Below are 26952 nucleotides of genomic sequence, written 5' to 3'. Positions count from 1 at the left end.
TTGGGCGTATAATAAGGACAAAAACAGATGCGTTTCACTTTAACTACGTTGGCCGTCTCGGTCGCGCTTGTCGCCGGATGCAGCAATCAAGGAACTCCCAGCATGACTCAATACTCCCAATCACAGATCGTTGCTCAACAAACTCAAGCTCCGGTTGCGAAAAAAGTCCCTCACGCGATGACTATTCATGGTGATACTCGCGTTGATAACTACTACTGGATGCGTGACGACGAACGTAAAGATCCGGAAATTTTGCAGCACCTAGAGCAAGAAAATCAGTATGCGGAAACCGTTCTCAAGCACACTGAAGCTCTTCAAAATGAGCTATTTGAAGAAATTAAAGGTCGCATAGCAAAAGACGACAACTCCGTTCCTGTGCGTAAAGGCAACTACTTCTACTCTAGTGAAGTGACCGGAGATAACGAGTATGAAGTTCATCTTCGAGCGAAAGATTTTGCAGGCAAAGACAAGCAAGTCATTTTAGATGTCAATGAACTTGCAAAAGAACATGAGTTCTTCAGTATTGGCGGCTTGTACGTCAGTCCGAATGAAAACTTACTGGCGTATGGCGAAGATACATTAAGCCGCCGCGTTTACACTCTTAAGATCAAAGACCTGACAACAGGCAATTACCTGCAAGATGAAATCGAAGGCGCCTCAAGCGCGATTGCATGGCAGAACGATAACAACGCATTTTACTACATCAAAAAAGATCCACAGACCTTGCTGGGCTACCAAGTGTATCGCCATGTTATAGGCACGCCACAAAGCAGTGATGAGTTGATTTTTGAAGAAACCGACAGCGCCTATTACACCTCACTAAGCAAAAGCAAAGATGGCGAAGATATTTATATCTGGCATTCCAGTACAGAAACCAGCGGCGTCTCCATCATCGATGCGAACAACCCTAAAGCAAAGGCGAAGCCTTTTTATCCTCGTGAAAATGGCATTGAATACAGCATTTCTAAGCTAGGCGATTGGTATTACATTTATACCAACTATCAAGCCGTGAACTTCCGTTTGATGAAAGTTAAGCAAGAAGAGATGCACGATCGCTCTAAGTGGCAAGACGTGATTGCCGCAGACGACAACACTCAACTTGTCGACTTCGAGCTATTCGATGATCACCTCGTCTATGAGCAGCGCTCTAACGGCCTAGCAAGTGTCACTGTACGTCAGCTCTCAACAGGAAAAGAATTCCCCCTCACATTTAATGACGATGCGTTTGCAGCCTATTTGACAGGTAACCTAGAGCTGGATAACGAGAAAGTTCGTATTTATTACAGCAGTTTAACCACTCCAGGAACCTACTACGATTTCGATCTAAAAACGGGCGAGTCAGAAATCATGAAGCAAACACCTGTACTTGGTGATTTTAATCCTGACAATTACCAATCAGAACGCATTATGATCACAGCCCGTGACGGTAAAGAAGTACCCGTTTCTTTGGTGTATCGTAAAGACTTATTTAAGAAGGATGGTACGAATCCAGTCTACCAATATGGTTATGGCTCTTATGGAGCAACCATTGAGCCAACTTTCCGCTCGGCACGTTTAAGTCTATTGGATCGCGGCTTTGTTTACGCCATCGCTCATATCCGTGGATCTGAAATGCTTGGCCGTCCTTGGTATGAAGATGGTAAAAAACTCACCAAGCAAAACACATTCAACGACTTTATTGATGTGACTAAAGGTTTGGTTGAACAAGGCTATGGCGCGAAAGATAAAGTCTTCGCTGTTGGTGGCTCTGCAGGTGGTCTCTTAATGGGGGCTGTCATCAACCAAGCACCAGAACTGTATCGCGGTATCGGCGCTCATGTTCCGTTTGTGGACGTGGTAACCACCATGCTCGATGAATCAATTCCATTGACCACCAATGAATATGATGAATGGGGTAACCCAAATAACAAAACATACTATGACTATATGTTGAGTTACTCGCCTTACGACAACATCAAGGCGCAAAACTACCCAAACATGTTGGTAACGACTGGCTTGCACGACTCTCAAGTACAGTACTTTGAACCAATGAAGTGGGTCGCCAAACTTCGTGAAATGAAGACAGACGATAACGTCTTGTTGTTCAAAACCGATATGGAAGCCGGACACGGCGGCGCATCTGGTCGATTTAAGCGCTTGAAAGAAGATGCGTTAGAGTACGCCTTCTTCCTCGATTTACTCGATAAAAAATAAGCGTATTAATAGAACTGCATCTCTAACAACAAAAATGCCCGCAAGTTGCGGGCATTTTTTATAGACGCGCTCTCTAAACAGAGAGTTGGGTTACCTAAGCACAGCATTACCAGTGTCTCTTATAGCCAACGGAAAGCAGAAAGAAAAACGCCTACTCACAACGAGTAGGCGTTAACACAATAAATGTGTTTAGGCAGTAGAAACTGGCCTATTTATTAGAAGTAGTAACGAGCACCTAGAGTCCAGTAGTCGTTCTCTTCGCTAGTGTAATCGTTACCTAAGTCAAACTGGTAAGCAGCAAACGTTACGAAAGCAGGAGTTACAGCGTACTCTGCTTGTAGCGCAGTTTCGCTTGAAACTGTCTTGTTGTCTTCTTCGTCTTCTACGCCTTCGTAGTTAACGCTGAATGTCCAATCGTTTACGCCGTATGCCAAAAGAGCTTCAAGTTGAGAAGTATCTTTACGCATTTGGTAGAAGTACTCGTTCATACCGTATACTACCGCTGCGTATAGACCTGAACCATATTGACCGTAGTTTACAGAGAATAGGTGTGATTCAGCTGTTTTAGTTCCTAGGTTCTGCTCCTTAATATCACCACCGCTGTATACGTAACCCAAGCCAAAGCCAGCTACAGAGCCGCTCAATGCAATTTGACCACGTTGCTCGTAAGTTACGGCGTCTGAAGTTTGCTCACCTTGCCAACCTAGACCTAGGTTGAAAGCAAAGCCTTCACCAAATTCAAAACCTTTACGGTAGCTAAGCATTTTATCAGCACGAGCTGAGCCTAGGTTGCCGTGGTTGTCGTACAAAAAGTCGTTCGCAAACGCGATTGGTAGATCCGCAACACCAGCGACATCGTAGTAAGGTGACCATTGAGTACCTGCAACAAGGCGACCGTACTGCTCGTGAGTTGCACCGATGTAACCTAGACGAGTTTTGAATGACTGTTCACCACCATTTAGGTAGTTAAGCGCCCATTCGCCTTTAGCATCGATAGTAATACCGTTGCCAATGTCTTTCTTACCCGCAACGTTAATACGTGGAGAGACTTGGTGAACTTTTACTTCTTCTTCGAAATACTCACCCACGCCAACTGAAACGTGACCGCCGATCGATAAAGATGTACCATCGCTGTTGTAAACTTCTGCTGCGAAGGCCTGTGAACCACATGCTAGTGCCGCCACTGCAACGGCTAGAGTTTTCATTTTCATTGTTAACATCCGTATAGTTGTTTGTACCGGTTCGCTTAGAAACAGATTAAATCCGAATCAATCGCAACGAACACATAACAAAGTAGTAATGAAATAGAAATGAAACAAACACTTTCTTATGCAACCAGTGGTATTAATGCTCACGTTTTGAACTAAGTCACAAAAAAATAGGGAACTTTTCATTCCCCATCATAAAATCTGTGGCTTTTTACGTGTCACATCTCCCAACGTGCGAGTGGCTTCTCAGTTTTGATACCCTTACTGCCCCAGCGGTCAATAACATCAATTTGCAGTATACGACTCGGTTTAATAAGCGATGTCAAGGTTTTCGACGGTCGTTTATCCGTCACTAACCATAGCGTTTTATCTTGTTCAAACTGAGCTTTTAAAGATAATTTGTCTTCTTCTGTCCACTCGAGTTCTGGCTTAAATTCGCGCCCAACCACAAACAATTGGTTGCCAGAGGCAAAGTCCTCTAGTGACTCACTCATCAGTACCACTGAATCGATGCCTTTATCGAAGATCTCTGCCTGTTGTTGGTTGATCAGTTCACGCACATTGAGCATAAAAGCCTGTTGATTCGTTTGAATCGCCTTTTGGTGTTCAGGATATACACGTTGTAGATCCTCTCCAACAATGCCCGCCATTCGGATTAAGTTTGTAGGGTTAAGCCATGCGTACTTCGATGTTGACCCATTTTCCAATGTCAGTACTGCAACTCCTTGAGCTCTAGGAGAAATGGCCTGCGATGCATCGATTTCAATCAAGTGAATGTTGCCCTGTCGAGCGTAAACATAAGTCGGGTCTTGTTTCCAAATCGCACCAAGAGTAATAGCAACCGTCGCGGCTTGACCCGCTTGCTTAACTTGCTCTGTACCTTTATTTGCGAACCAGTTCTCAAGACGCTCAACGCCGTAACGCTTTGGAGGCAGATACTGAGTCTCTATCCCTGTACCTTTCATGAGTTGCTCAGACAACATGTACGTGACGGGAGTGCTGGTTAAAATGTCTTTGGCGCTTGCCAACGATGGAAGTGTTGTCGCTATAACCAAACCAAAAGTTATCGCTAATTTTTTTATCTTCATGTTCATTACTTTATAAAAAGGGTTACGCTTTTTTGATAATTCGGTAAACCGTTGCTGTTAGGAAAAATGCCGCAGAAACAATGATGATGGATGCGCCTGATGGCACTGGTAGCTCAAGCTCCATCGGCAGTATGGTTCCGACTAAACACGCAATGGTTGCCAATAAAGAAGAAAGGAGAACGAAACTGCCCATGCGTTTAGTCAATAACCTAGCCGTTGCACCAGGAATCAGTAGCAATGCACCAACCAATACCGCGCCAATAATCTTTACCGCGGCGATGGTGACCAAGGTGATCATCATGACAAATAAGTAATCATAAAAGCTGGTATTAAAGCCGCGTACACGTGCAATATCCGGGCTAATACAAGTCAGCAAAATGCGGTTAAACGTTGGAATAAGAAGCAGTAATATGATCAAACAACTGATCGCTAAAATAAGGATATCGTTGTCCGTCACAGTCAAGATCGATCCAAACAACACGTTCTCCAACATGTGAATGTTGATCTTACGAGCGACGTACATTAACAGCGCAGCACCAACCGCTAACGCTAGTGCAAGAAAAACCCCAACCAGTGTATCGTAAGGTACATTGGTACGATTACGAACAAAGTGAAGCAACAGCGCAAAAATCATACAAAAGCTAAACAAGCCGATGATCGGATTCTCTGGCGGCTCACCGAGCAACACACCAATCGCGATTCCGGTAAGCGCAGCGTGCCCAACCGCTTCAGAGAAAAAAGCCAGTCGCTTGGCGATGACTAATGTCCCAAGACCACCAAGTAATGGTCCTAATATCAACGCAGCCACAATTGCGTTCACCATGAAGGCATAAGAAAAGCTATCGCTTAACCATCCAGCTTCAACGCCGCTAACCGCTAACTCTCGTAACCAATCCATTATGCAGCCTCCACTTTTGCTGTGTAGTGCTTAAATAATGTTTCTATACGATCAGGGCTTAGCACATCTGAATGGTGACCTGACGCCACAATTTGACGATTTACGACATGGACCTGCGCATCTAAACGGCGCACTGCGGTCACGTCATGGTGTACTGCCAGTACCGTTTTGCCCTCTCCAACGACTTCATGAATCAAACCTTCAAGATACCGAACACCTTGCTCGTCCATACCAGTTGTAGGTTCATCTAAAACCAATAAATTGGGCTCATCCAGTAAAGCTTGCGCAAACAAAACACGCTGTTGCTCACCGCCAGAGAGTTGCCCCATACGACGATCGCAACGCGTTGCCATGCCCACGCGATCCAGCTGGGCCAGGGCATGTTGAGTTTGTTTAGTTTTACGTCGCCAAAATAGAGGGATACGGGTTTGATTAAGCAGCACAAAATCCATCACGGTTAACGGGAGGCTTGCCTCGAACATCGCCTTTTGTGGTACATATCCTATCTTACCCGATGCAGCTGATTGCTCTGGCCAATTGAGTGCAATGTTTCCCGAAAATGGTGTTAGCCCAAGTATCGAACGAAGCAAAGAGGTTTTCCCACCACCATTCGGCCCCATGATAACGTGGCATTTAGCGCTCTCGAATTCAGCGCTGATGTTCTGCAAAATAATATTGTCGGCGTATTTTAGGCCCACGTTACTTAAGGAAACGGAAGGTCCAGTCATTACGCCTTTTCCCCTGCTCGCTTGCTCGCAACAAACTTCATTGCCTCAATGAGCGTTTCCACGTTATCTCGCATCTCAAGTTCGACTTTATCAGCCTCATACTCACCGTGAGTCATGTGAGAAAAGCGATAAAGCTGCACCCCAGTCGCCTCTTCGATGGTATCAACAAAACGGTTCGGCATATTGAGCTCATAAAACAGCACATCAATACCCGATTCACGAATTTTCTCAATCGTTTCCTGCAACTGACTGGCACTTGGTTCAACACCATGAGCAGGCTCAATAACAGCTGCGACGTCAACACCAAATTCCTGAAGGATATAACCGTAAGCATTATGGGTTGTCGCCACCTTCATACCAGCCGTGTCCAACTCACCAAGAGACAACATTGCATCACGCTTCATCAGGCGGAAAGTTTTCGCATATTTACGAGCATTTTGGCGATAAAAAGTAGCGTTGTCTGGGTCCAGTTTACTTAGCTCACTCGCGATGGTGTAAACCTTTTGAATAGTGGTCGATAGACCAACAAAGGTGTGAGGGTTCACTGCACCTTGACCAACTGACTGCCCCATCGCCGGTAACAGAGGCACTTCTTTGTTCGCTTCGATAACCACGAGATCATCACGCTGAGAGGCTTTGATCACTTTCAGTGCAAAATCGTCATGACCAATACCATTGATCACTATCGCATCCATTTCATTCAAACGTTTAAGATCATTGGGTTGCGGTAAATAGTTATGAGGGTTAAAACCAGCATCGACCAGAGGAATGATGTTCGCCTTGTCATCAACAACAGCTTTGACATAGCTGTAATAAGGTTGAAGCGTAATACCAATACTGAGTTTATCGGCAGCAAAGCCTGTAGAAGACACCGTCAATAACACGGTGGCTGTAAGAATACGACGTAAAAGAGAGCGTTTGATCATAGTACTTATCAATTATGTTGTCTTAATGGGCGTGAGAATGGGAAGAAGAGGAATCTGACAGAACGATTTGTTGCCAGCCATGCTGGCGGCGTTTTGCTAGATCGCTTAGTACCTCCGCATTTAACGATCGGCTAGAATCACTAAACCAAATATCAGCTTGAGAGCCACGGCTATCCAGAAGCATAGAGGCAGAACCTTGGGCATTTTTCTTCATGCCAATGTAGACTCCGGCATCGATTCGTTTCCACTGATGAGACCCTTTGCGCTTCCAATTTTGGTCTTTTACGAATGGAGCAATCCAAAGCGCCTCCATGTCAGAGACCTCAGGCCAAGTTCCAGTTTCTAGCTGCAAATCACGAATCTCTTCATGAGCAAGCTTAAGTTCAGCGATCAAGCCCAACTCGTTTTGATGTAAGTCTGTGATTAAAACTTGATGAGCCTGTATGTCTGGCTTTTCAGTCGCAACCTGATGGTAGGGCATAAGTATGGCTGCAGAACCGAGAACCGCTGCGATAGTCAGTGCGACCCACTTTCCTTCTCGGTTACCATCATCGGGGCGAACTTTCTGTACACTCATTTCTCTTTCAGCTCAACGATATCCACTTCCACCGGGCTTTCATGTCCGGCATCAAATACCAAATAGAAATCTGTTTCAGGGTGAGTAAATTCTGCGATGGAACGCTTATCTGTTTTTTCTTTGGCGATCAGATTGTCGTCGTAATCGTACATTTCGACATCGTAGTCGACCGCTGTCGATCCATCCGAGTAGCCCGCTTCACAAATCACTTTATCTTGCGCCAAGTGACAACTCATCAGAGGGAAGTGTGCAGCAGCGTGAAAAGAAGCAAATCCAGAAAAAAGCAAAGCAGCTTTGAGAAGAGAAGTGTTATTCATGATGATTCCAAAATGGCCCAGCGATTGCTGAGCCTAATTCGATTAGTTAAGTTGAGTTTCAAACGTAAGGTGAACATTGGCACTCGCTTTATCCGCCAATGGATTATCTTTTAATTCACCTTTGTAGTTCGCTTTCATTAAGTAGCGCCCTGCGACCTCTGGCGTGAAGATCACTTTGCCATCTTCATCACTCACCACATCGATTTGTTCTTGATGGTTTCGGTACATGGTGCCTTCACGTGTGATCTCCGCTGTGACGCCCTCTTGTGGCTCACCATTGAAGAAAAACTGGAAAGTGACTGGTTCACCTTCAATGATGTCCGATGGATGCGTGACCGGCTTCATCTCCAGCATTTTGCCTTCAATCTCCAACGCTTTGTCCGTTGGCATACCAACCGTAATGTAGCTTTCTGCTCGGGTGTAGCTTAGTTGAGTAACCACATCACGCGCCTGTTCTGGAAGAACATCATGACGCTCAGCTTTGTTTGCTCGCGCCCATTTCACCGTATCACGACGACCCGCTTTGTATTGGGTGTAGTAGCTCGGCTGATTATTGATCGCGACTTTGTGCGTGCCTTCTTCCGTAAAAAAGAAATCAAACATAGAACGACGTTTGCCACGAACAACAAAGTTAGGACGCTCAGAACGGCCATCCGGCATCACCACGAACGCTTGGTCACTACCCGCAGGCTTATCAAAAACAAACGTTCCGTGAGAAGCAGTAACATCAAATGTCAGCCAGTCACCGCCTTCTTTTGAAACCGTAAAGTGAGAAGGCAGAACCCAACGTGGATGCGCTTGTGCGGTGGTTGTTGCAGCCAATCCCATTGCCATTACACTCGCCAATGCCACTGCTTTCATTTTGGTTTTCATTGTTTGTCCTTTAATCACTTAACTTGATAATTGACGGTGATGACACCCGTCTCTTGTGTTGGTTTAAGCTCATAGCGCACTTCACTGTCCGCTAGCGTTATTTTTTGACGTAAGTAGTTTCGCCCACCATGTTCACGAACAACTTCGACGTACAACGTGTAATTTCCTTGCTCCAAACGCTTTCCTGCATCATTGGTTCCGTCCCAGACAAAACGGTACTGTCCAGCAGGGCGCGTTGCAGACGTCACCGCATCAACAAGTTCACGATCATAACGACCCGCTTTTCTCCACCAGCTGCGCAGGTCTTTTAGCCATTCGTCTTTTCCTACCCATAGCTGAATGGTTTTAACCGGTTTACGCTGGTCATTTTCAACCCACACCGCCACATAAGGGCGTGCGTACATTGAAGTGTCTATCTTTGGAAGTTCGAATTCGAAATCGATCTTCGCGTTATCTGGTAGAGGAGCCGCAGAAAGAGAGAAAGGAGCAAAAGCCGCGATCAAAGCGGCTTTACAAAAGTGATTACGGCGGAAAAATCTTCCTGTGTTCAACATAAGTGTTCTCTAAAAAAGCTGTTATGGAACAGCAACAAAATAAATCACGAGCGACAGTAACGTACCAAAGCTCATCCATTGCATTGACGTTCTAAGCGTCTTCTTCTTAGGCAGTAATAAGCACACACCTGTTAGAACAAAAAACACCATCAAAAGCGCAGTGACGTCGATAAACCACTTCCAAATCCCACCACTGTTGCGTCCTTTATGTAGATCGTTCAGCAGCGCAACAATACCGTAGTGCGTCGTTTCAACCTCTGCCGCACCGGTGGTCATATCAATAAAGACCGTAGCGTTATAACCTGGGCCTTTAAAATCCATAGACAGCTCTCCGAGTAACAACTCACCTTGCTCAACTTCGGTATACACATCTAGTGCGGAGGGAGTGCCGCGAAGCTCGGTTTCTTTAGTCAAGAAAGCCACCAGCCCTTCACGATTAGGTTGAAAGGTATCTGAATGTGAGAATAGAACTGAGTGCGGAACCGTCAGAGTATGTTGTTGAATGATAGGTTCACTGCGTTCAAATAATTCGGGGCGATTGAGGGTAATTCCAGTTATTGCAAAAAACAGCGTAACTAAGAGAAGAGCCATCGAAATATAGATATGTAGGCGGCGAGCCCAAGTTTGAACACCTTTGCTTTTAAGCAACATAGAAACAATCATCACCAATAAATGTGGGGCATAATTTAGGTGATAATCATTCGTATTGGCATTTAATTTACATTGTTTACCTTTTCAATTCAGCTTGGCTGGCGCATGTTGTAACTATTTGAGCCAATGTGAGTTACCGATTGCTTACCCTCTAGATAATAACCCTATTGATTTTAATGACTAAAAATTTAATGATATTTCCAATACTAAAAAGTGGGATAGACTCCACCAAAATGCGCCTTTATGTATATTTAATGAAAAGCTTAAAAGCTATCGATAAGCTAGATTAAAAAGGTAAGCTAAGAAGTTAGTGTAGGGTTAGATAGAGAAAATTTTCTGATGCTAGCCAAACGCTATGGTGCAGTTCAGAAGGAAAAATATGAACAAGAATGTTGTAATAATTCTCTTATCACTTTTCTCAAGTGTCACTTTCGCAAGTGAAAAGTTTGAAGCCAGTTTGTTTAACAACGTAAGCCAATCTATCGATAATTATGGTGCGAAAATAAAGCAGTGCGAATCTATGGCAGACCAGAATACACCTGACAAACAAACCCTAGAGTATTCAAAGAAGCATATAGAAGCATTAACTCCTGTTCTGCCGTTTTTAAGCGAGAAAGCTTTTGAGGCTTGTGTATTAAAAGAGAAGCAAGAACTAGCGTATTATCTATTAATAGCAAAAAATAACGCTTCAAGAACTTCAACATTAAAGCTTGTAGAATCGACTGAAAGCCTTACTTTTCATATCGAACCTACATCGAGAGAAAAGTTTGAAACACTGAGCAAGGTACATCAAGAATATATAGAGAAAAGCCCTTTTTTCTCCCGACCATTTGATGCATTAGCTTTTTATGAAAAGCTCATACAGTAAATAGCTTTTATGACTTTAGACAAAAAATACCCGAGACTGAGCTCGGGTATTTAATAAAAATGTTCGCTATGAGTTTTGCGTCGATTCTACTTTGCGTAGCTGAGATAGATACTTAACCCAACTTTTTGCCTGATTCGACGGTTTTATCTCATCCGCTCTTTTGGCATTAGCAAGTGCATCGTCAAACCGCTTAAGCTTGTAGTAAGCGCGAGTTTTGATAAGTGCGACATCCGCTTTACGACCGCTGACCTTATCGAGCGCGGCAAGGGCATCTTTATAGTGGCCTTCTTGCACCAATAATTGAGAGTAGTTCCAGTAATACTGTCGGTCTAACTGAGCAGCAACACGCCAACTATCGATAGACTCTTCCCACTCTTTTGCCATTTGCCAATACGTCGCTTGCTGAGCTTTCAGTTTACTATTCGAGTTTACATCCTCTAGCTCGTTCATCACCAACGCAGCTCTCTCAGGAATACCTCGTTTCGCGTACAATTGTGCCAGCAGCTTTAAGTCATCTTGGCTAAGTTGTAATCCTTTCAGTTTTGCCAACGCCAAAGAGTCCAGAGCACGTTTGTTGTCATCAACACGCAGGTAAAGAGCAACAAGCTGACGCCACCATTCAATTCGCTCAGGTTCAATCGCGATCAAGCGTTTGATGGTCGAGATTGCCGGCTTCCACTTTTTCAGTTCTAGCTCAGCAGAAAGCTTTATCGACAATGCGCCAAGCTTGTCTGGCTGACCAAACTTCTCATAACGAGCCATTGCTGAAAGCACTTTCTGCCACTGACTCAGTTGATAATGAGATTGGGAAATACGCAGCCATAGCTCATGCGCTTTTTGACCTTTAGGAATGTTTTTGCTCAGGGCATAGTAATGAGGTAACGCCTTAGAAAAGCGTTGCTCGTTCAGCAGTATATCTGCCAACATTTTTCGGGTTTGCCATGCTTGCTCATCTTGTAGCAACCCACTATTGACTGCCAACTCAAGTTGCTTAATCGCCGCTTGAGTTTGCTCGTTCTGCCAGTAAAAAATACCCAACATTCGAGCGACATAAGCTTGGTCATATCCACGAGAAAGCTCCATAGCTTCAAGAGATGAAATCGCTTCTTTTAGTTTCTCCTCTTGAGCCAAGTTGTGTGCTCGTTGAACTCTCGCGGCAGTGTATTGGCTTAACTCACTGGCAATGGTTGAAAGTGCACTCAGGCTTAATACCGTACCGATTAAGAATTTTTTCATCATTTGGCTAACTTGAACTCCACTTTAGCGGTTTGTCCATACTGCTCAATTGACACACCATCCTCAACTTTTGGCTGATACTTCCATTTTTTAAGCGCACGGATTGCTTCCCTTTCGAACATACGCTGTGGCTCAGCCTCGATCACTTCAATATCTTTTGGTCGTCCTGTTGCATCGATCGTGAAACGCATAATGACATAGCCTTCAACTCTACGTTTCAGCGCCTTACTTGGATATCGAGGATCAACACGATACAACGGCAGTGCTTGTTGGTTGCCCATTGTTCCCTTCAAGTTTGGTGCACTGATCGCGATACCTTCAAGGGCAGTGTTCAAACCTAAAGCACTGACTGGCGTCATCTGGCTCATTGGCTCCATTTGAGTGTCGGCTTGAGACAGATCCATTGGCTCCGGCGCTTGGGGTGGTTCTGGTTGCTCCGGCACTGAACGCTGACGACGCTGCACGTCTGCTTCATTCTCTACCATCACCATATCAAAACGAACCGCTTCCGAAGCTTCTGGCGCTCGCTGGTTGCCTTTATCAACCATCCACGCCATAAAGCTAAACAGGCTCACAGAAATTAACAATGATGCTGGTAGTGCAAGTAACAGCCTGCCCATTAAGGTTTCTCCGCCGCCAATGCGATGTTTTTCACGCCCGCCGCCTTTGCAGCGTCCATCACTTTCACGACAGTGCCATTGTAAGCATGCTCGTCAGCTTGGATAACTAACGAGGCATCAGGTTGATCAAGTAACAGGTGCTCAATAGAGGCCTCAACACGCTCAATATCAACCACTCGTTTGTCGATGTACACATCATTCGCTGCCGTTACTGCGATAAAAATGCCCGCGTCTTTTTGGCTTACTACATTAGAAGCCTGAGGGCGATTCACTTCTACACCGGACTCACGTACAAACGAACTGGTCACAATGAAGAAGATCAACATGATGAAGACGATATCAAGCATCGACGTTAAATCGACTTGAGCTTCATCTTGTTGGTTAGGTCTGCGTCCGAGTCTCACTTTTGACTCCTTAAAGATTGTTCTAACTGGATAGCTTTTCGTTCACACACTTTGCTAAGGCGAGCATGAATAAACATGCCCGCAAGCGCTGCTACCATACCCGCCATGGTTGGCAGCGTAGCAAGTGAGATACCAGAAGCCATCAATTTCGGATTGCTGCTGCCTTGCGATGCCATTACGTCAAACACCGTAATCATGCCCGTCACCGTCCCTAACAACCCTAGCATTGGGCAAACCGCCACAAGCAGCTTAATAGTCGATAGGTTTTGGCGCAGTTCGATTTGCGCTTTTGCAATCCATCCTTCACGGATTTGATGCGCGTACCAAGAGTGGTGCTCTGATCTTGCTTGCCACTGCTCACAAAGCTGTTTCTTTACCCCAGGGAAAACCGTTGTGAGATAAATAACCCGCTCCATAACCAACAGCCAGCACACCGCCACGACGGCAGCCAGCCACCATAGGATTTGACCACCTTGCTGCATAAAGCTCATCAAAGTTGTGGCCCAATCCTCACTGATCAAACCCAATGTGTTGAGTAGGATCTGCTCCATTACGCTGCGTTCTCCCCTAAGGTGTTAGAGTGACTCTTGTTGCTCGGCATATCACGCTCAGCTTGTTCTGCAACTAAACCGATACCTTGCTTTTCTAAGATACTGCGAATATTTTCTGCTTGAGAGCTCAATACGTTGTGCGCCAATAACAATGGCATGGCTGAAACAAGGCCAAGTACAGTAGTTACAAGCGCCATCGAAATACCACCCGCCATTACTTTCGGATCACCATTACCAAATTGAGTGATGACTTGGAAGGTTTCGATCATACCCGTTACCGTGCCCAGTAGACCAAGCATAGGGGCCAGCGCAGCAAGAAGCTTCAGCATCGACAACCCTTTTTCTAAGTGGGTTTGCTCATCAACAACGGCTTCCAAAAGACGTAGCTCTAACGCTTCTACGCTGCGATGCTTATCTTTCTGATACACCGCAAGCACACGACCTAAAGGGTTGTCTCCTGGCTGTGCTGGAGTTTTCAGTTGCTTCATGATTTTCTGGCGCGAAATCATCAGAGATGCACCACGTACGAGCGCAATCAATAGGCCGATAGCTAATAAACCAAGGATGATTTTACCGACAACGCCGCCTGCATTTAGGCGATCAGCCAAAGTCGGTGAGTTTGCGAGCTGCTCAAGAAGAATGCCGCGTGACGGGTCAATGACAAGCGCATCAATGTCACCAGAGGAAATAGTATTCGCTGTTGGACCGCTTTCAGGCTGACGAAGATAGTTTACCGCATCTCCGCGTTGACCATTCCACTTAACGTAGCCAGTGTCATCCAGCAGCGCCATAGAACCAAGACGAACACCATTAACCGTTTGTTCACGACCTTCGCCATTTAGCAGTGTGAAAGAGACGTTTGCCATCTCACCACTTGCTTTGATTTGTTCTTCCATGCTGCGCCACATCGCCTGAAGTTGGGTCAACGTTGGCAGTGATTTAGCCGCAACAATAGCATCGATATCTTTCTGATATGAGTTTGCATCAACACCCGTTACAGAGCTCTTGAGCTCTGACTCTAGCTCTTTTGCGTTCTGGCGAACGACGCCAAATAGCTCACCTAAGCTCCCGGTTTCTAGACGTAGCTTTTCTTCTAGCTGCGCCAGTTCCGCTTCGTTTTCACCGAAAGTAACACTTAATGAGTCCGCTTCTGCTTGAAGAGCCGCTCGCTCTGCGGCCAATTTATTCTTTATAGCCTGTAGCTCTTGCTCTGTTTTCTTAAAACCTGATTCACGCGTGACATTGTGCGATTGCTGTTGACGATTTTCTTGCTGCGCCTTTTGTAACAACGCATCACTAGCAACAGTTGTATGAGGCATTAATGCGGCTGTCGAGATTAGTGCAACCGATAACCATTTTTTCATCATTTATTTGCCCTCCGCAGCGGTTAACGACACTGGCAGAGTTAACATACTCGGCGCGATCTGTTTATTCGCCATAGCGAACGCTTTATCTAGCTCTGATTTTTGCTCAGAACCCACTTGTTGCCATACTTGTTGTTGCTGTGACCAGCTCCAAAATGTGTCACCAGATAAGCTACGCGCTACCAAAGACAAACGCCCTAAATAGAGAATGTCCGCCTCCACAGCTTCATTGTCACCCAGGTTAATCTTGCCTTGGTAAACGCCAAGCTTGGTGCCGTAATCCATTTCAATTTGGTACGCTTCTAAAATACGACGAAACTTCTCTGCATCCGCAACGTCTGCACGCGTCATCATGGAATCCAGCTTTGCAATTCGCTCCTCACGTTGCGCTTTGCGTATAGGCTTGTCGTTAGCGACGAGCACTTTTAAGCCCTCAAGCATGTGATACATCAAAGGCACGACACCTTGACGAGTTTGAGCAATCTGCTCAATTTGCTCGTTCAAGCTATCAACTTCTTGATTTTGGCTCTCAACAAGGCTTGCAAGATGATCGCGATAAATCTTCAAGTTACCGACTTCCTCTTGCAGCTGCTCAATTTCAGCTTCTAGAGTAAGTGATTTTTCTGCGCTTGCATCAATACGTTTTTGGCTTACCGCCGACGACTGGTTTGTTTTACTCTGCACAGCTTGTGCATCGTTTAAGTTCGCCGCGTGAGCGGGAATCAAAACCGATGATATCAACAGAGCGATACTTGATTTCATTAGATTCATACGAGTTATATTTCTGTGTTCCAAAAACGACCAAAGGGGAAGACTACCCTTCCCCTTTAATAATCAAATTGTTATCAGTACTTGAACTGGATTGTTGCCATGTAGTTGCGGTCTTCTCCAACCACAACCCCACTCGCACCTTTTTGCTCGCTATTCGTGCTACCGCCACCTGCGAAGTAGTCGGTATCGAATAAGTTCTCGACATTGAATCGAGCAATGATATCCAAGTTTTCATCGTACTTATGTTTGTATGACACGCCCATATCAACGCGAGCGTAGCCATCTTTCTTGAAGGTGTTCTTTGCATCACCGTAGCGATCACCTTCATAAATCAAACCGAGGTTTAAGTTAGTGTTGTCTTGAACTTTGTAGCTAGACCATAGACTTGCTGAAAACTCTGGCACATCTACAGGGCGGTTGCCTTCATATCTTTCTGCCTTCTTAAGCTCTGCATCCAAGTACATTGCAGAAGCGGTTAGCGACAACTCAGGGGTCACAAAACCTTGAGCCATTAACTCAGCACCTTTGTGAACTTGCTCACCACCTTGAGTTTTCTTATGTAGAACCTTATTACTAGCATCTTTACCACTTTCAACATCCAGCGACATGTTCTCTAATGTGATATCAAACACAGCACCTGATACAAATAAGCGCTGATCAAACAGTTCCCACTTCGTACCGATTTCATAAGAAATTCCGCGCTCTGCATCTAGCTTCTCGCCATCGTTCACGTAAGTTTTGCCACGACCACTGCTGACTTCACCTTGCGGCATAAAGCTTTCAGAGTACTGAACGTAAACCGAGCCATTCGTCGCTGGGTGGAAAATTACACCAAATTTTGGAGAAACCTGGTTTTCAGTCAGGTCATCATCACGCTTTTCGTCATAACGAACACCTGCAAGTACTTGCCAAGACTCGTTAATAGTCATCATGTTTTGCGCGTAGATACCCCAAGTATCGTACTCAGTTGTTGGTGATTTCTTCGAACTACGATAGCCAGGCTTAGGCACCGTTTCTCCTGGCGCAATACTCGCCTCATTATGAAATGCCATAAAGCGATCATAACTGTAATCTAAGTAGTTAGCGCCCACTAACAACGTGTTTTCCGTACCGAACAAAGTAAAGTCCGTCGTCACATCTATATATGCAGTATCAAATACCCAATTATCGGAGCGATCATTCCCTTTGTGTCGAATCACACCGTCTTTGTCATAATTGTCAAACTTAGGGTAAGACTCTACATCAAAACGCTTAAAGTCTTGACGGTTGTAACCCGCTTTTACGTTTACATTGTCAGTCACTTGAGCATTAATATCGATACCGTAGTTTTCTACTTCGTTGTCAATCTTTGACCACTGGGCATCCCAGATGTGCTTGTCACCGCGAACCGCTTTACCATCCACAATGTAAGCACCAGAATCCACACTACCATCGTCTTTCGTGCGATCGTAATGCGCTGACACCATAAAGTTGTCGGTGATGTCGTACTCAACCACTAGGCCCGCAACCGTACGATCCGTTTCTGGCTCGGTACCATCGCCGTAGCTGCGCCAAGAGCCGTAGCTTTCTTTGGCAAAAATTGCGCGCGCGCGCAGTGTCTCTGCATCATTTAGCGCGCCACTCACATCAAGCACCGTGCGTGAGTGATCATTCGAACCTAGATCTTGACTCAAACTAGCTTGTGTTTGAGTTGTTGGTTTTTTCGAAACCATGTTTACCAAGCCACCCGGCTCAGATTTACCGTATAGCAGACCTGATGGGCCTTTAAGCACTTCAACACGCTCTAAAAGCTCAATTGGCTGGCGGTAGTGTGACCAGTGTTGACGGCCATCACGAAGAAAACCGTCTGAACTGCTAAGTTCAAAACCACGTAGAGAGAAACGTTCGCGGTTACGGCTTGTACCACCCGCGCTAACACTTGCATCGTTACGTAGCACTTCACCAAGTGTACTTGCACGCTGCTCATCAATTACCGTTTCATCGATAACCGCTACTTGTCCTGGCGTTTCCAGTTGCGTCATTTCCATGCGCATTGCTGTACTGTTTGTATCCGCCTTGTAGCCGAACTCTCGACCTTCTACAACTACATGTTCGTCTGTTTGAACGTCCGCCACTGCAGGTGTTGCTAACACCGCACCGATCACTAGCGCCAAATGGCTCTTAGTAAACATATCCTTTCACTCCGATTATTATTTTTCGGGTCACATGCTTGTTGAATGCGATTCCCTCTTAATTATTTCGCGGGTGAATATAAGTGATAAGTATTACCATTTGCATTAAATTTACATTCTTTGCATTTGCAAACTTTTGTAAAGTACTCTCTGATGATGAGCTACAATAACGTGATCAAAATCACGATTAATAAGACTTAACCATACTTACTGCTTGAACACCAAAGTAACACTCAGACCTCCTTGTTCACGATTTTTCGCCGTAACTGATCCACCCATAATGCGCATGGATTCTTTGACAATCGCGAGACCTAAGCCGTAGCCGCCAAGCTTCTTATCTCTTGATGCATCTAAGCGAGTAAACGGGTCAAAAATATCGACCAACTTGTTCTCTGGAATACCAGGCCCATTGTCGGATACAGACATGGAAATCAATTGCTGCCCATCTTTGACATGATTAGCCAGAGAAACTTCTATCTGAGATGCTTGCCCTGAATATTTGATGGCATTTCCAACAAGGTTATTCAAACAACGAATGATGAGCGTTTCTTCGCAAAAAGCTTTGGCGCATGTTGCTTCTGAACGGAATGACAATGTTTGTTCTGGTTTTAAATCGATTTTGCACCGCTCTACTTGCGGTGCGAGCAACACCTCTAAATCACGGCGTTTCGCACCTTTGTCGAAACGCGCATTTTCCAAGCGACTGAACTCCAAGATATCGCTTATCAAATGGTTTAGCTCTTTAGCTTCGTCTTCTAGCCTGGTCACCAAGCTTTGCTCGTTCTCCCCAACTCGCTTCCGTAAAAGGTGTAGAACTAAATTCTGTCTTGCTAACGGCGTTCGGAGCTCGTGGGAGACATCTCTTATAAGCAATCGCTGCTTTTCGGCAAGAGAATGAATTTGCTGTGTCATGTGGTCGAAGTCTTGCGCCAGCTCGTTAAACTCGCGCGTATTCGATTTTAACTCTTTCACCACACTGACATTAAAGTCGCCGTTAGATAGCTTTTTGCTTGCTTCTCTTAAGCGATCAAGCGGCTGTTGTAAGTTACGTGCCATTAGCAATGAGAACAACGCCAAAATAACTACCGCAATCACCACTTTGAGAATAGAGAAATATAAAATGAAGTCATGTGCGGGATGCAGTCGATGTGGCAGTTGAATCACCAAGCTATTATCTTTAACCAAAGGGATATTGATAATCGGGCGATTTACCTTTCCCTCAAGTTGATCATCAATACTTCTTTTAAATTGAAGCTTGAACTCGAAGTGTGGATGCATTAAACGGTGAGTGACGGGTTGCTGGTGCTCATTCAGCACAAACAGATAAAAGTTTTGCGCGTTCGCCCAGTCAGCAAGTTCATCCATGTCTCCGTGCTCAATCAGCACATTGGCTTGATGTGCAAGATCGAGCATTTCTTCTCGCACACTGTCCGGCACTTTTAGCATGGCTTTCACGAGAGCTTGCTCCGCCATTGCTTGTACGACCAAAATACTTATCACAATTGCAGTCATATAACTAAACAACTTAAACGCTAAGCTGTCTTTACGTTTCGCGATAAAAGGTGGGCACGTGAGCTTCATTAATTGTTTACAGCCTCTAGGTAGCTGTAACCTTTGCCACGGAAGGTTTTGATATGTTGCTTAGAGAGCCCTGCTTCTACTAGCTTGCGACGTATATTACTGATGTGCATATCAAGGTTGCGGTCAAAAGGGCTTAGCTCTTTCTTTAATACTTCGGTTTGGAGTTCCGCTTTTGAAATCACCACACCCTGGTTTTTGACTAGATAGCTCAGTAACTCGGCTTCCGTGCTTGTGAGTGGTAAGCTATTGAGCTGCTCACTGATCGTTTGAACGGTACTGCACATCGCCTGACGTTGGCGCTCTAAACCAACACGACGAAGAATCGCTTTGATGCGCATCAGAAGCTCAGCAACATTAAAAGGCTTTCCTATGTACTGATCGGCTCCCGCTTGGTAGCCATCAAGCATCGAGTTTTCATCATTAAGAGCAGTAAGCATTAGAATAGGTGTCGCGAAGCGTTGACAGATTCTACGGGCAACTTGCATGCCGTTAAGGTTTGGTAACATGACATCAAGCAGTACAAGATCTACCGGCGTTTTTTCCATATATTGCAAAGCACTTTCACCGCAATGTACAGAAGAGACAATATAGCCCTCCTCTTGCAAAACTGCTTCTAATAGCTCACACAAAGGAACGTCATCATCCACTATCAAAACTCGAGACATTACCACTCACCATTCAAATAAAAATGGTTCGCATTCTATTACTCATTTACAAATTAAACAACTACACATCCTAGGGCTTTAGTACAAATAGCTCTATAGCAGTAGACCGGAGTGCTAAGCTAACTAGCACCTGATAATGAGGGTAGATCAGGGCGTTAGCTTCGTCTGCTTAGCGACATTTTCCACGATGTGTTTTAAATGGGTGCTGATCGTTTTTAATGTGACAAGCTCCTCTTCAGTGAAGGGATGCATCAGAACTGAATTTGCTCCGTTTTTTCCAATAACCGTAGGTAGGCTGAGAACAACATCATGCAAACCATATTGCCCCGACATCATCGTACCGACGGGCAACACCGATCGTTCGTTAATCGTCACGGCTTGAATGATTCGAAAGACACTGGCGGCAATGCCATGAACGGTGTTCTGCTTACGCCGAAAGATTTCGTATCCCGCCTGTTTCACCGCCTCAAGAAGTGCGTGCGGATCAATTCTCTCAATGTTATGGGTATCGCAGTAATAGTCGGCCGGTTGCCCAGCGATAGAAATTAAGCTCTTAGGAGTAAAGCAATGGCTACCATGCTCTCCTAATACATAACCAAACACGTTCTTCGGGTCTAGGTCTACACGGCAAGCAACAATACTCATTAAACGAGCGGTATCAACTACACAGCCACTGCTAATAACTTTACTCGGCTCAAAACCGGTGTTGGTGACAATAAAGTGCGCCACGATATCGCATGGGTTTGACACAACAATCAACACCGCATTTGGCGCTACGCGTTCTATTTGACGCGCAATATCAACTCCAATTTGAGCATTAACCTCAGCAATATCTAAACGAGTTTGTCCTTGTTTAATCTGCGTACCAGCGGTGATAACAACAAGAGAGGCTTCGAGTAAATCTAAGTAATCATCCGACGGCATAATGCGTGTGTTTTTTGAAAAAGTCAGTGCCATCGTGTGACGAAAATCAAACACTTCACCCTCGGCACGTTCTAAATTTTTATCAAGTAGAACAAGCTCACTAAAACCACCCAGAGTGAGTAAGTAATTACATACTCCTACACCAACAGCTCCTGCACCAATAACACCGATCTTCATATTTCTCTCTCCCGATAACCATGATGCACTCGCAACTACCTTGCTCTTTAAAAATGAGCGGCAGGAGAATAAAAGTCCAACTTTGGTTCATGATTCGACAGGAGTGCTTCCAACGACCTACCTTGACGAATGGGCGATTTGGCTTTTATTAAGACGATCTGACAACATGCACCTTGAGGTATATCTTCAAAGCAAAAAGCGAGTACAATCGGCTCATCACAAAGCAGAAGATGAAGAACATGGAAACATTAGTAATTGGTCATCGTGGTGTTGCTGGCTCATACCCAGAAAATACAAAAGTGGGCGTTCAGGCCGCCATTGACCTCGGATTAAATTGGGTTGAAGTTGATGTACAACCGACCAAAGATAATGTTTTAGTGGTTTGCCATGATCACACCATAAATCGATGCAGTAATGGACAAGGGCGTGTCGATGAACTGACGCTGGAAGAGTTAAAGGCGTTGGATTTTGGTAGCTGGTTCAGCGCAGATTTTTCAGGTGAGAAAATCATGACATTAGATGACCTGCTCACTTTAGCTACTGAGCATAAGCTTAACTTGAATATTGAAGTTAAGGTAGATCGCCACCCAGCAGAAGAAGTGGCACAAGCTCTCGCCAACGTACTAGCAAAAAGTCCCATGCCGCAAGAGAAGGTACTACTCTCCAGTTTTAGTCATGATGTCATTAGAGCGCTGCATAAATACTGCAATGAGTATCGATTAGGTGTATTGAGTGAATTCTTAACGAGAAAAGATAAACGCCTTTTGGAAGAAGTTAACGCCTATAGCTGCAACCTAAACATTAACTGGGTTCGCTCGCGCCAAATAAACAAACTCCAGCAGGCGGGTTACAAAGTGATGTGTTATACAGTGAACAATCCAAACAAACTGAAGTACCTACCTCAGTTAGACGGTATATTCAGTGATCATCCACAACGCTTTATGCCATAGCACATACCACCTTGAGCTTCAGAGGCACCATTTCGTTACCACTCAATCTGAATTGGTGTCCCCATCTCTACAAGCTGGATAAATTCATCCATCTCTTCATTGGTAATCGCAATACACCCATTGGTCCAATCAAAGCTTTGGATATAAATCGGCAACTGACTCTCACCGTTTTTTAAACCATGAATTTTGATGTTCCCTCCTGGGGACACACCTCGGCGCTTCGCTTCCAACGTATCAATCGCATCAGGGTAGCTAATATGCACAGAACGATAAAAAGCCGAGTCTTCTATGACGTAATCTAAGGTGTATTCGCCCTCAGGTGTACGATTGTCTCCCTCTTCTTGTTTATGCCCTTTAGGGTTCGCTCCTAAAGCAATGCGGTATTCTTTTAGTATTGTGCCTTGTTCCATTAAATACATTCGACGCTTTGACTTGTCGACTTTAACAAAATCTACAGCTGCATGGACGCCAGAAGCCAACACACAACACAAGAACATAGAGCACCATTTCACTGACATTGCCGGAACGCCTAACCTAACTAAAGTGAACAAGAAAAGAGCGATTATGCTAGTCAGTTAGCGCCCGTAAAGCAAACAGTATCTAGGGTAGAACCTGTATTACCCCAGGAGCTAAAGGGATGAACGCACAAGTGCAGAATCGTAAGATAATACTCATTGAAAGGCGTGATCGTTATCGTTGTTTGATATGGCAAAAGTTAAAGAGAAGATTTCTCTATTCATTCCGCCTAAGTTGCATTACTTTATAAGTATATTTATTTATAAAGTCCGCACTTTTTGAGAGGGAACCATGATTAATATTGCTTTTTTTAGTGCAAAATCCTACGACGAGGCCTCTTTTAATAAAATTAAAAATAACCGAAATTTTGAATTCCACTATCACGACTTCCGGCTAACCGAAAAAACCGCCAAAATGGCACATGGTTGCGATGTCGTGTGTGCTTTCGTCAATGATGACCTTTCAGCTCCCGTTCTTAAACAGCTTTCTCTAGGCGGAACTAAGCTTATTGCCATGCGCTGCGCGGGTTTTGATAAAGTTGATCAACAAGCTGCTAAAGAACTTGGCTTACAAGTGGTTCGAGTTCCTGCTTACTCACCAGAAGCGGTGGCTGAACACACAGTCGGTTTGATGATGTGCCTAAATCGTCGCCTTCACAAAGCCTACCAACGTACACGTGACGCCAACTTCTCGCTAGAGGGCCTAGTTGGCTTTAACTTTTACGGGAAAACCGTTGGTGTCATTGGTACAGGTAAGATTGGTATCGCGACGATGCGTATCTTCAAAGGGCTTGGCATGGAGCTGCTTTGCTATGACCCTTACGAAAATCCATTAGCACTAGAAATGGGAGCGCGTTACTGTTCGCTTGAAGAAATCTACGCTAATGCGGATATTATCTCTCTCCATTGTCCAATGAGTGAAGAAAACTATCACCTATTGAACGAAAAAGCCTTCGCGCAAATGAAAGATGGTGTGATGATCATTAACACTAGTCGAGGCGAGTTGCTGGATTCACTAGCGGCGATAGAAGCCTTGAAACAAGGTAAGATTGGCGCGCTTGGTCTAGACGTGTATGACAATGAAAAAGACTTGTTCTTCCAAGATAAATCTAACGATGTCATCGTAGACGATGTTTTCCGTCGCTTATCGGCTTGTCATAACGTGCTGTTTACTGGCCACCAAGCATTCTTGACTCACGAAGCACTTAATAATATTGCCTCAGTTACGCTCGATAACGTCGAAGCCTTTTTCTCTGGTAACGTATCGGGCAATGAACTGATTAACTAAAGCCAGACAATCGAGAAGTATAGTAGAGCGTGTGATCTCAGCTATGCTATACTTCTCGACTATTTAAAATTTGAGCCAAATTACCATGAGCATAAAAACTGATATTCAAAAGCTGCACAACCGTTTAGATACATGCCAACGTAAACTTGATGCGGCACGTTCTCGTGGTGATCACGAAATGATTACAAAGTTCACGGATGAAGTAGAACAGCTAACCAAAAAGCTTAACCAGTTAAAGCATAAGCAAAACTATGAGCTGAACAAAGAACGTAAAAGCTTACTTGATATGCCATTCTCTCGTGAAATCACCAAAGCAGAACAAGCGGACATCGGCAAACTGAAAAAACGCGTACGCGGCTTAGTAATCGTTCACCCACTAACAAAAGTTGGTAAAGAGCTTCGCCTCGATGTCATGACAGGCTTTGCGCCAAAAGAGTTTTAAACTCATATTAATACTCGTTGAGCCTAAGCATTTGCTTGGGCTTTTTATTTTGTACTGCTTCATTAAATGTCATCGAAATATCAACCCATAAGCTCCTAAAAAGGCCAGCGACAAAAGCCACGGACCTATTTTCAACCAATACCGTCTGCATTACATCTCAACGCTACGACAGTTGCTGCAACTTGTGCTCCACAACGGGGTCATTCGGAACTAACTGCTGAGCCACTTCCAAAAGTTGTACTGCATCTTGCGGATTGTCATGCTCATGCTTCATCGCAATATCAACAAGTGGCTGAATATCGATTTGCGCTTGATGCTCCTTCACATGTTCTTTCTTTTCTTCAATTAGCACATTATGAGCGGTACTCAGTAGGCTCAAACGATGTTGTGAACTCGCATTCGCCTTGTTAAGACACTGATAGTAATCTTCTTTTAATCGCAGCGTTTTAGTCTGATGACGAAACTGCGCTATATCTATCTTCTGATAACGTATAAAGTCTACAGCCACTTGCTTATAAAAACCGAATTTATTCAAATACGTCGCGTGTGTACCATGTCCCATACCGAAGACTCTCAAGTGAGTGAGCTCTGGGTAGCGTTTGGCGTGAAGACGGTCGATTTCATTGGTTGGATCATAAATGATGTAACCTTTTGCATCTCCAAGGTCGAGGTCGTGGTACTTTCCTTCCCAATCAAATTGTTGGGCAAGTTCAGTACTTGGCCTGTCATCCCATGGCACTAGCACTTTGTTTTTTGTACTGACCGGGTGAAACATCAATACTTGATCCAACTTTAATAGATTGGAAAAAGCGCCAATAGCAAAACCACCGCGGCTAAGGCCATAACCTAAACGGCATTCAAAAGGCTCAAGTAATGTCGATAACTGCTCTAGAAAGAAAATCAAATTACGGCTGCGAAACCAGTTACTTTTCCCAAGGTGCTGAAAAGAAATAATATTTACTTTTTGTTTCTGGGCTAATCGATAGCCCCAAGGCGCAAAGTCTGAGTGTAAGTCCTGTACTTGTAGATTCGTACCAGCAGGGGAAAAGGTGAACAACAGCGGTTTATTTCGGTCGACAAACTCATACTTAACAAACACATCATCAAGTAAGTCCTCCCCGGACATCGGTAGCCTGGTTTGCTGTTCTTCACGAGAAAGAGCCAGCCATTCATCCAACCAGTACAGTAACTTCATTAATCCTCCATCTAAATTGCGCCTAGCAATTGTGTTAAAAATCTAGTTTTTAGTGTGTGATCATCTCCCCCTGGTTACAGGGGACTCTGATATCAGTCCTCTTTTAAAACAAAGCGTGAATTTGCTTATTAAATTGGTCAATATCTATGGTTTGATGACGAACAAACTCCTTCGCCACCAGATTAAAAAATTCTAATTTATCTAATTGTGTGGATTGAGTGCCGTGCCCCATACCGACGACTTTTAAATGAGTTAGCTCTGGGTAACGTTCAGCATGAAGACGATCAATACGATTGGATGGGTCATAAATAATATAACCTTTGGCATTGCCCAAATCTCGATCATGGTAGCCGCTTTCCCAAGCAAACTGCTGAGCAAGCTCAGTGCTGGGCCGATCATCCCAAGGCACTAAAGCTTTATTTTTTGTGCTCACAGGATAAAACAACAAAAGATGATCCAACTTCAGTAAGTCAGCGAATGCGCCAATAGCAAAACCACCTCGGCTCTGCCCATAACCCAAACGACATTTGAAAGGCTTAAGCAACTCAGACAACTGCTCCAGAAAGAAAATCAAATTCCGGCTACGGAACCAATTGCTTTTACCTAAATGTTGAAAGGCAATAATATTTACTTGTTGTTGTATTCCGAGGTCGTAGCCCCAAGGAGAAAAATCCGGAGTTAAGTCTTGTACCTGAGCATCAGTACCGGAAGGAGAAAATGTGAACAACAATGGCTTGTTAAGATCGACGAATTCATACTTCACAAAAACATCATCAAGTAAATCGTAGCCAGAAATTGGTAAAGCAGCATTTTGCTCTTTTTGAGTAAGCGCTTGCCATTCATCTAACCAGTAAAGTAGCTTCATTTTTTCTCCAAGTACATCAGCAGTATTTAGACTGAAACTCTATCAAAATGCTTTTAAGCATCCCACGTTGAGACTTAACAAAGCTCTACTTAAAGCCCAAATGACCTACGAAAATGTCTTCGATTGAAGATATTACTGCGTAAACTAAACCCAAAGTGAGTACGCTAAAGAACTTAGAGAAAGGGCCGGAGAAAAGCCAATTAGAAGTTTTCGATAACAGCTATAAAAAACAGTAGATACAAAAAAACCGCTGTAAGAACAGCGGTTTTTTAAAGGTGGCGGAGAGATAGGGATTTGAACCCTAGATACGCTATTAACGTATGCCGGTTTTCAAGACCGGTGCTTTCAACCA

Annotated in this window: 28 protein-coding genes; 5 read left to right on the top strand and 23 right to left on the bottom strand. The window is 44.4% G+C overall.

Translation table 11 applies throughout. The features are described from left to right. Nucleotides 1–27 precede the first annotated feature (27 nt). On the top strand, nt 28–2193 hold the full coding sequence (locus MSG33_RS00140) for a S9 family peptidase (protein ID WP_248379315.1): 2166 nt from the start codon (nt 28–30) through the stop codon (nt 2191–2193). Nucleotides 2194–2408: 215 nt separating this feature from the next. Here MSG33_RS00140 and MSG33_RS00135 read toward each other — a convergent pair whose 3' ends face one another. The 10 genes from MSG33_RS00135 to MSG33_RS00090 all read right to left on the bottom strand — a co-directional run bounded on the left by MSG33_RS00135 (nt 2409) and on the right by MSG33_RS00090 (nt 10013). Then, nucleotides 2409–3404 (bottom strand): porin, encoded by a 996-nt coding sequence (locus MSG33_RS00135; RefSeq protein ID WP_225460816.1) that lies wholly within the window; start codon nt 3402–3404, stop codon nt 2409–2411. 215 nt (nt 3405–3619) lie between these two features. Next, nucleotides 3620–4489: a zinc ABC transporter substrate-binding protein gene (locus MSG33_RS00130; protein WP_046873900.1), complete on the bottom strand. Its 870-nt coding sequence runs from the start codon at nt 4487–4489 to the stop codon at nt 3620–3622. 22 nt (nt 4490–4511) lie between these two features. Then, nucleotides 4512–5387 carry a metal ABC transporter permease gene (locus tag MSG33_RS00125; protein WP_065645584.1) on the bottom strand — a complete coding sequence of 292 codons (876 nt, stop codon included), beginning with the start codon at nt 5385–5387 and terminating at the stop codon, nt 4512–4514. Next, nucleotides 5387–6115 (bottom strand): metal ABC transporter ATP-binding protein, encoded by a 729-nt coding sequence (locus MSG33_RS00120; RefSeq protein WP_053807975.1) that lies wholly within the window; start codon nt 6113–6115, stop codon nt 5387–5389. The genes MSG33_RS00125 and MSG33_RS00120 overlap by 1 nt, the downstream gene beginning before the upstream one ends. Beyond that, complete coding sequence (locus MSG33_RS00115; RefSeq protein WP_047007957.1) at nt 6115–7041, bottom strand: zinc ABC transporter substrate-binding protein; 927 nt, start codon at nt 7039–7041, stop codon at nt 6115–6117. Before MSG33_RS00115 ends, MSG33_RS00120 begins: the two co-directional genes overlap by 1 nt. 22 nt (nt 7042–7063) lie before the next feature. Then, entirely contained in the window at nt 7064–7618 is a 555-nt protein-coding gene (locus tag MSG33_RS00110) for a DUF6162 family protein (RefSeq protein ID WP_248379314.1), read from the bottom strand. Continuing rightward, the gene (locus MSG33_RS00105; RefSeq protein WP_046873904.1) at nt 7615–7935 is read right to left on the bottom strand and encodes a hypothetical protein; all 321 of its coding nucleotides are present in this window, start codon (nt 7933–7935) and stop codon (nt 7615–7617) included. The genes MSG33_RS00110 and MSG33_RS00105 overlap by 4 nt, the downstream gene beginning before the upstream one ends. Nucleotides 7936–7977: 42 nt before the next feature. Then, nucleotides 7978–8808 carry a DUF4198 domain-containing protein gene (locus MSG33_RS00100; protein WP_237310663.1) on the bottom strand — a complete coding sequence of 277 codons (831 nt, stop codon included), beginning with the start codon at nt 8806–8808 and terminating at the stop codon, nt 7978–7980. A gap of 14 nt (nt 8809–8822) precedes the next feature. Then, the gene (locus MSG33_RS00095; protein ID WP_006741224.1) at nt 8823–9362 is read right to left on the bottom strand and encodes a DUF2271 domain-containing protein; all 540 of its coding nucleotides are present in this window, start codon (nt 9360–9362) and stop codon (nt 8823–8825) included. A 21-nt stretch (nt 9363–9383) separates the two neighbouring features. Then, nucleotides 9384–10013 carry a PepSY-associated TM helix domain-containing protein gene (locus MSG33_RS00090; RefSeq protein ID WP_046873933.1) on the bottom strand — a complete coding sequence of 210 codons (630 nt, stop codon included), beginning with the start codon at nt 10011–10013 and terminating at the stop codon, nt 9384–9386. Nucleotides 10014–10392: 379 nt separating this feature from the next. Between MSG33_RS00090 and MSG33_RS00085 the strand changes: the two genes are divergently transcribed. Then, a complete protein-coding gene (locus tag MSG33_RS00085) occupies nt 10393–10881 on the top strand; it encodes a hypothetical protein (RefSeq protein WP_248379313.1) in 489 nt (162 codons plus the stop codon). Between the two features lie 66 nt (nt 10882–10947). Here MSG33_RS00085 and MSG33_RS00080 read toward each other — a convergent pair whose 3' ends face one another. The 10 genes from MSG33_RS00080 to MSG33_RS00035 form a co-directional block, all read right to left on the bottom strand. Next, the gene (locus tag MSG33_RS00080) at nt 10948–12120 is read right to left on the bottom strand and encodes a hypothetical protein (protein ID WP_046873906.1); all 1173 of its coding nucleotides are present in this window, start codon (nt 12118–12120) and stop codon (nt 10948–10950) included. Further along, complete coding sequence (locus MSG33_RS00075) at nt 12117–12737, bottom strand: energy transducer TonB (RefSeq protein ID WP_006741220.1); 621 nt, start codon at nt 12735–12737, stop codon at nt 12117–12119. The genes MSG33_RS00080 and MSG33_RS00075 overlap by 4 nt, the downstream gene beginning before the upstream one ends. After that, nucleotides 12737–13141, bottom strand: coding sequence for a biopolymer transporter ExbD (locus MSG33_RS00070; RefSeq protein WP_005374257.1), 405 nt, complete (start codon nt 13139–13141; stop codon nt 12737–12739). The genes MSG33_RS00075 and MSG33_RS00070 overlap by 1 nt, the downstream gene beginning before the upstream one ends. Further along, nucleotides 13138–13692: a MotA/TolQ/ExbB proton channel family protein gene (locus MSG33_RS00065; RefSeq protein ID WP_006741219.1), complete on the bottom strand. Its 555-nt coding sequence runs from the start codon at nt 13690–13692 to the stop codon at nt 13138–13140. Before MSG33_RS00065 ends, MSG33_RS00070 begins: the two co-directional genes overlap by 4 nt. Next, the gene (locus MSG33_RS00060) at nt 13692–15059 is read right to left on the bottom strand and encodes a MotA/TolQ/ExbB proton channel family protein (protein ID WP_248379311.1); all 1368 of its coding nucleotides are present in this window, start codon (nt 15057–15059) and stop codon (nt 13692–13694) included. Before MSG33_RS00060 ends, MSG33_RS00065 begins: the two co-directional genes overlap by 1 nt. Further along, the gene (locus MSG33_RS00055) at nt 15060–15827 is read right to left on the bottom strand and encodes a DUF3450 domain-containing protein (protein ID WP_074189718.1); all 768 of its coding nucleotides are present in this window, start codon (nt 15825–15827) and stop codon (nt 15060–15062) included. A 74-nt stretch (nt 15828–15901) separates the two neighbouring features. Then, the gene (locus MSG33_RS00050) at nt 15902–17998 is read right to left on the bottom strand and encodes a TonB-dependent siderophore receptor (protein WP_248379309.1); all 2097 of its coding nucleotides are present in this window, start codon (nt 17996–17998) and stop codon (nt 15902–15904) included. Nucleotides 17999–18205: 207 nt separating this feature from the next. Then, nucleotides 18206–19579 carry a sensor histidine kinase gene (locus tag MSG33_RS00045; RefSeq protein WP_005393533.1) on the bottom strand — a complete coding sequence of 458 codons (1374 nt, stop codon included), beginning with the start codon at nt 19577–19579 and terminating at the stop codon, nt 18206–18208. Next, the gene (locus MSG33_RS00040; RefSeq protein ID WP_237305777.1) at nt 19579–20244 is read right to left on the bottom strand and encodes a response regulator transcription factor; all 666 of its coding nucleotides are present in this window, start codon (nt 20242–20244) and stop codon (nt 19579–19581) included. The genes MSG33_RS00045 and MSG33_RS00040 overlap by 1 nt, the downstream gene beginning before the upstream one ends. A gap of 147 nt (nt 20245–20391) precedes the next feature. Beyond that, nucleotides 20392–21345 (bottom strand): L-lactate dehydrogenase, encoded by a 954-nt coding sequence (locus MSG33_RS00035; RefSeq protein ID WP_248379307.1) that lies wholly within the window; start codon nt 21343–21345, stop codon nt 20392–20394. 239 nt (nt 21346–21584) lie between these two features. On the opposite strand from MSG33_RS00035, the gene MSG33_RS00030 reads away from it, so the two are divergent. Next, the gene (locus MSG33_RS00030; RefSeq protein WP_248379305.1) at nt 21585–22295 is read left to right on the top strand and encodes a glycerophosphodiester phosphodiesterase family protein; all 711 of its coding nucleotides are present in this window, start codon (nt 21585–21587) and stop codon (nt 22293–22295) included. A gap of 35 nt (nt 22296–22330) precedes the next feature. Here the strand turns inward: MSG33_RS00030 and MSG33_RS00025 are convergent, their stop codons facing one another. Continuing rightward, entirely contained in the window at nt 22331–22813 is a 483-nt protein-coding gene (locus MSG33_RS00025) for a L,D-transpeptidase family protein (protein WP_048624649.1), read from the bottom strand. Nucleotides 22814–23102: 289 nt separating this feature from the next. Here MSG33_RS00025 and MSG33_RS00020 point away from each other — a divergent pair, with 289 nt between their 5' ends. Together MSG33_RS00020 and MSG33_RS00015 are read left to right on the top strand one after the other, a co-directional pair. Then, on the top strand, nt 23103–24098 hold the full coding sequence (locus tag MSG33_RS00020; RefSeq protein ID WP_161444129.1) for a 2-hydroxyacid dehydrogenase: 996 nt from the start codon (nt 23103–23105) through the stop codon (nt 24096–24098). Nucleotides 24099–24183: 85 nt separating this feature from the next. Continuing rightward, on the top strand, nt 24184–24540 hold the full coding sequence (locus MSG33_RS00015; RefSeq protein ID WP_005374274.1) for a YibL family ribosome-associated protein: 357 nt from the start codon (nt 24184–24186) through the stop codon (nt 24538–24540). A gap of 163 nt (nt 24541–24703) precedes the next feature. Here the strand turns inward: MSG33_RS00015 and MSG33_RS00010 are convergent, their stop codons facing one another. Beyond that, nucleotides 24704–25735 carry a cytosolic protein gene (locus MSG33_RS00010; protein WP_074189713.1) on the bottom strand — a complete coding sequence of 344 codons (1032 nt, stop codon included), beginning with the start codon at nt 25733–25735 and terminating at the stop codon, nt 24704–24706. Between the two features lie 103 nt (nt 25736–25838). Beyond that, entirely contained in the window at nt 25839–26600 is a 762-nt protein-coding gene (locus tag MSG33_RS00005) for a cytosolic protein (protein WP_248379303.1), read from the bottom strand. Nucleotides 26601–26952 lie beyond the last annotated feature (352 nt).

The sequence above is a fragment of the Vibrio sp. 1CM7H genome, from assembly GCF_023161645.1.
Lineage (GTDB): Bacteria > Pseudomonadota > Gammaproteobacteria > Enterobacterales > Vibrionaceae > Vibrio > Vibrio diabolicus.
Note: the sequence above shows the minus strand (reverse complement) of the source record. Positions and strands in the feature narration are given on the sequence as shown.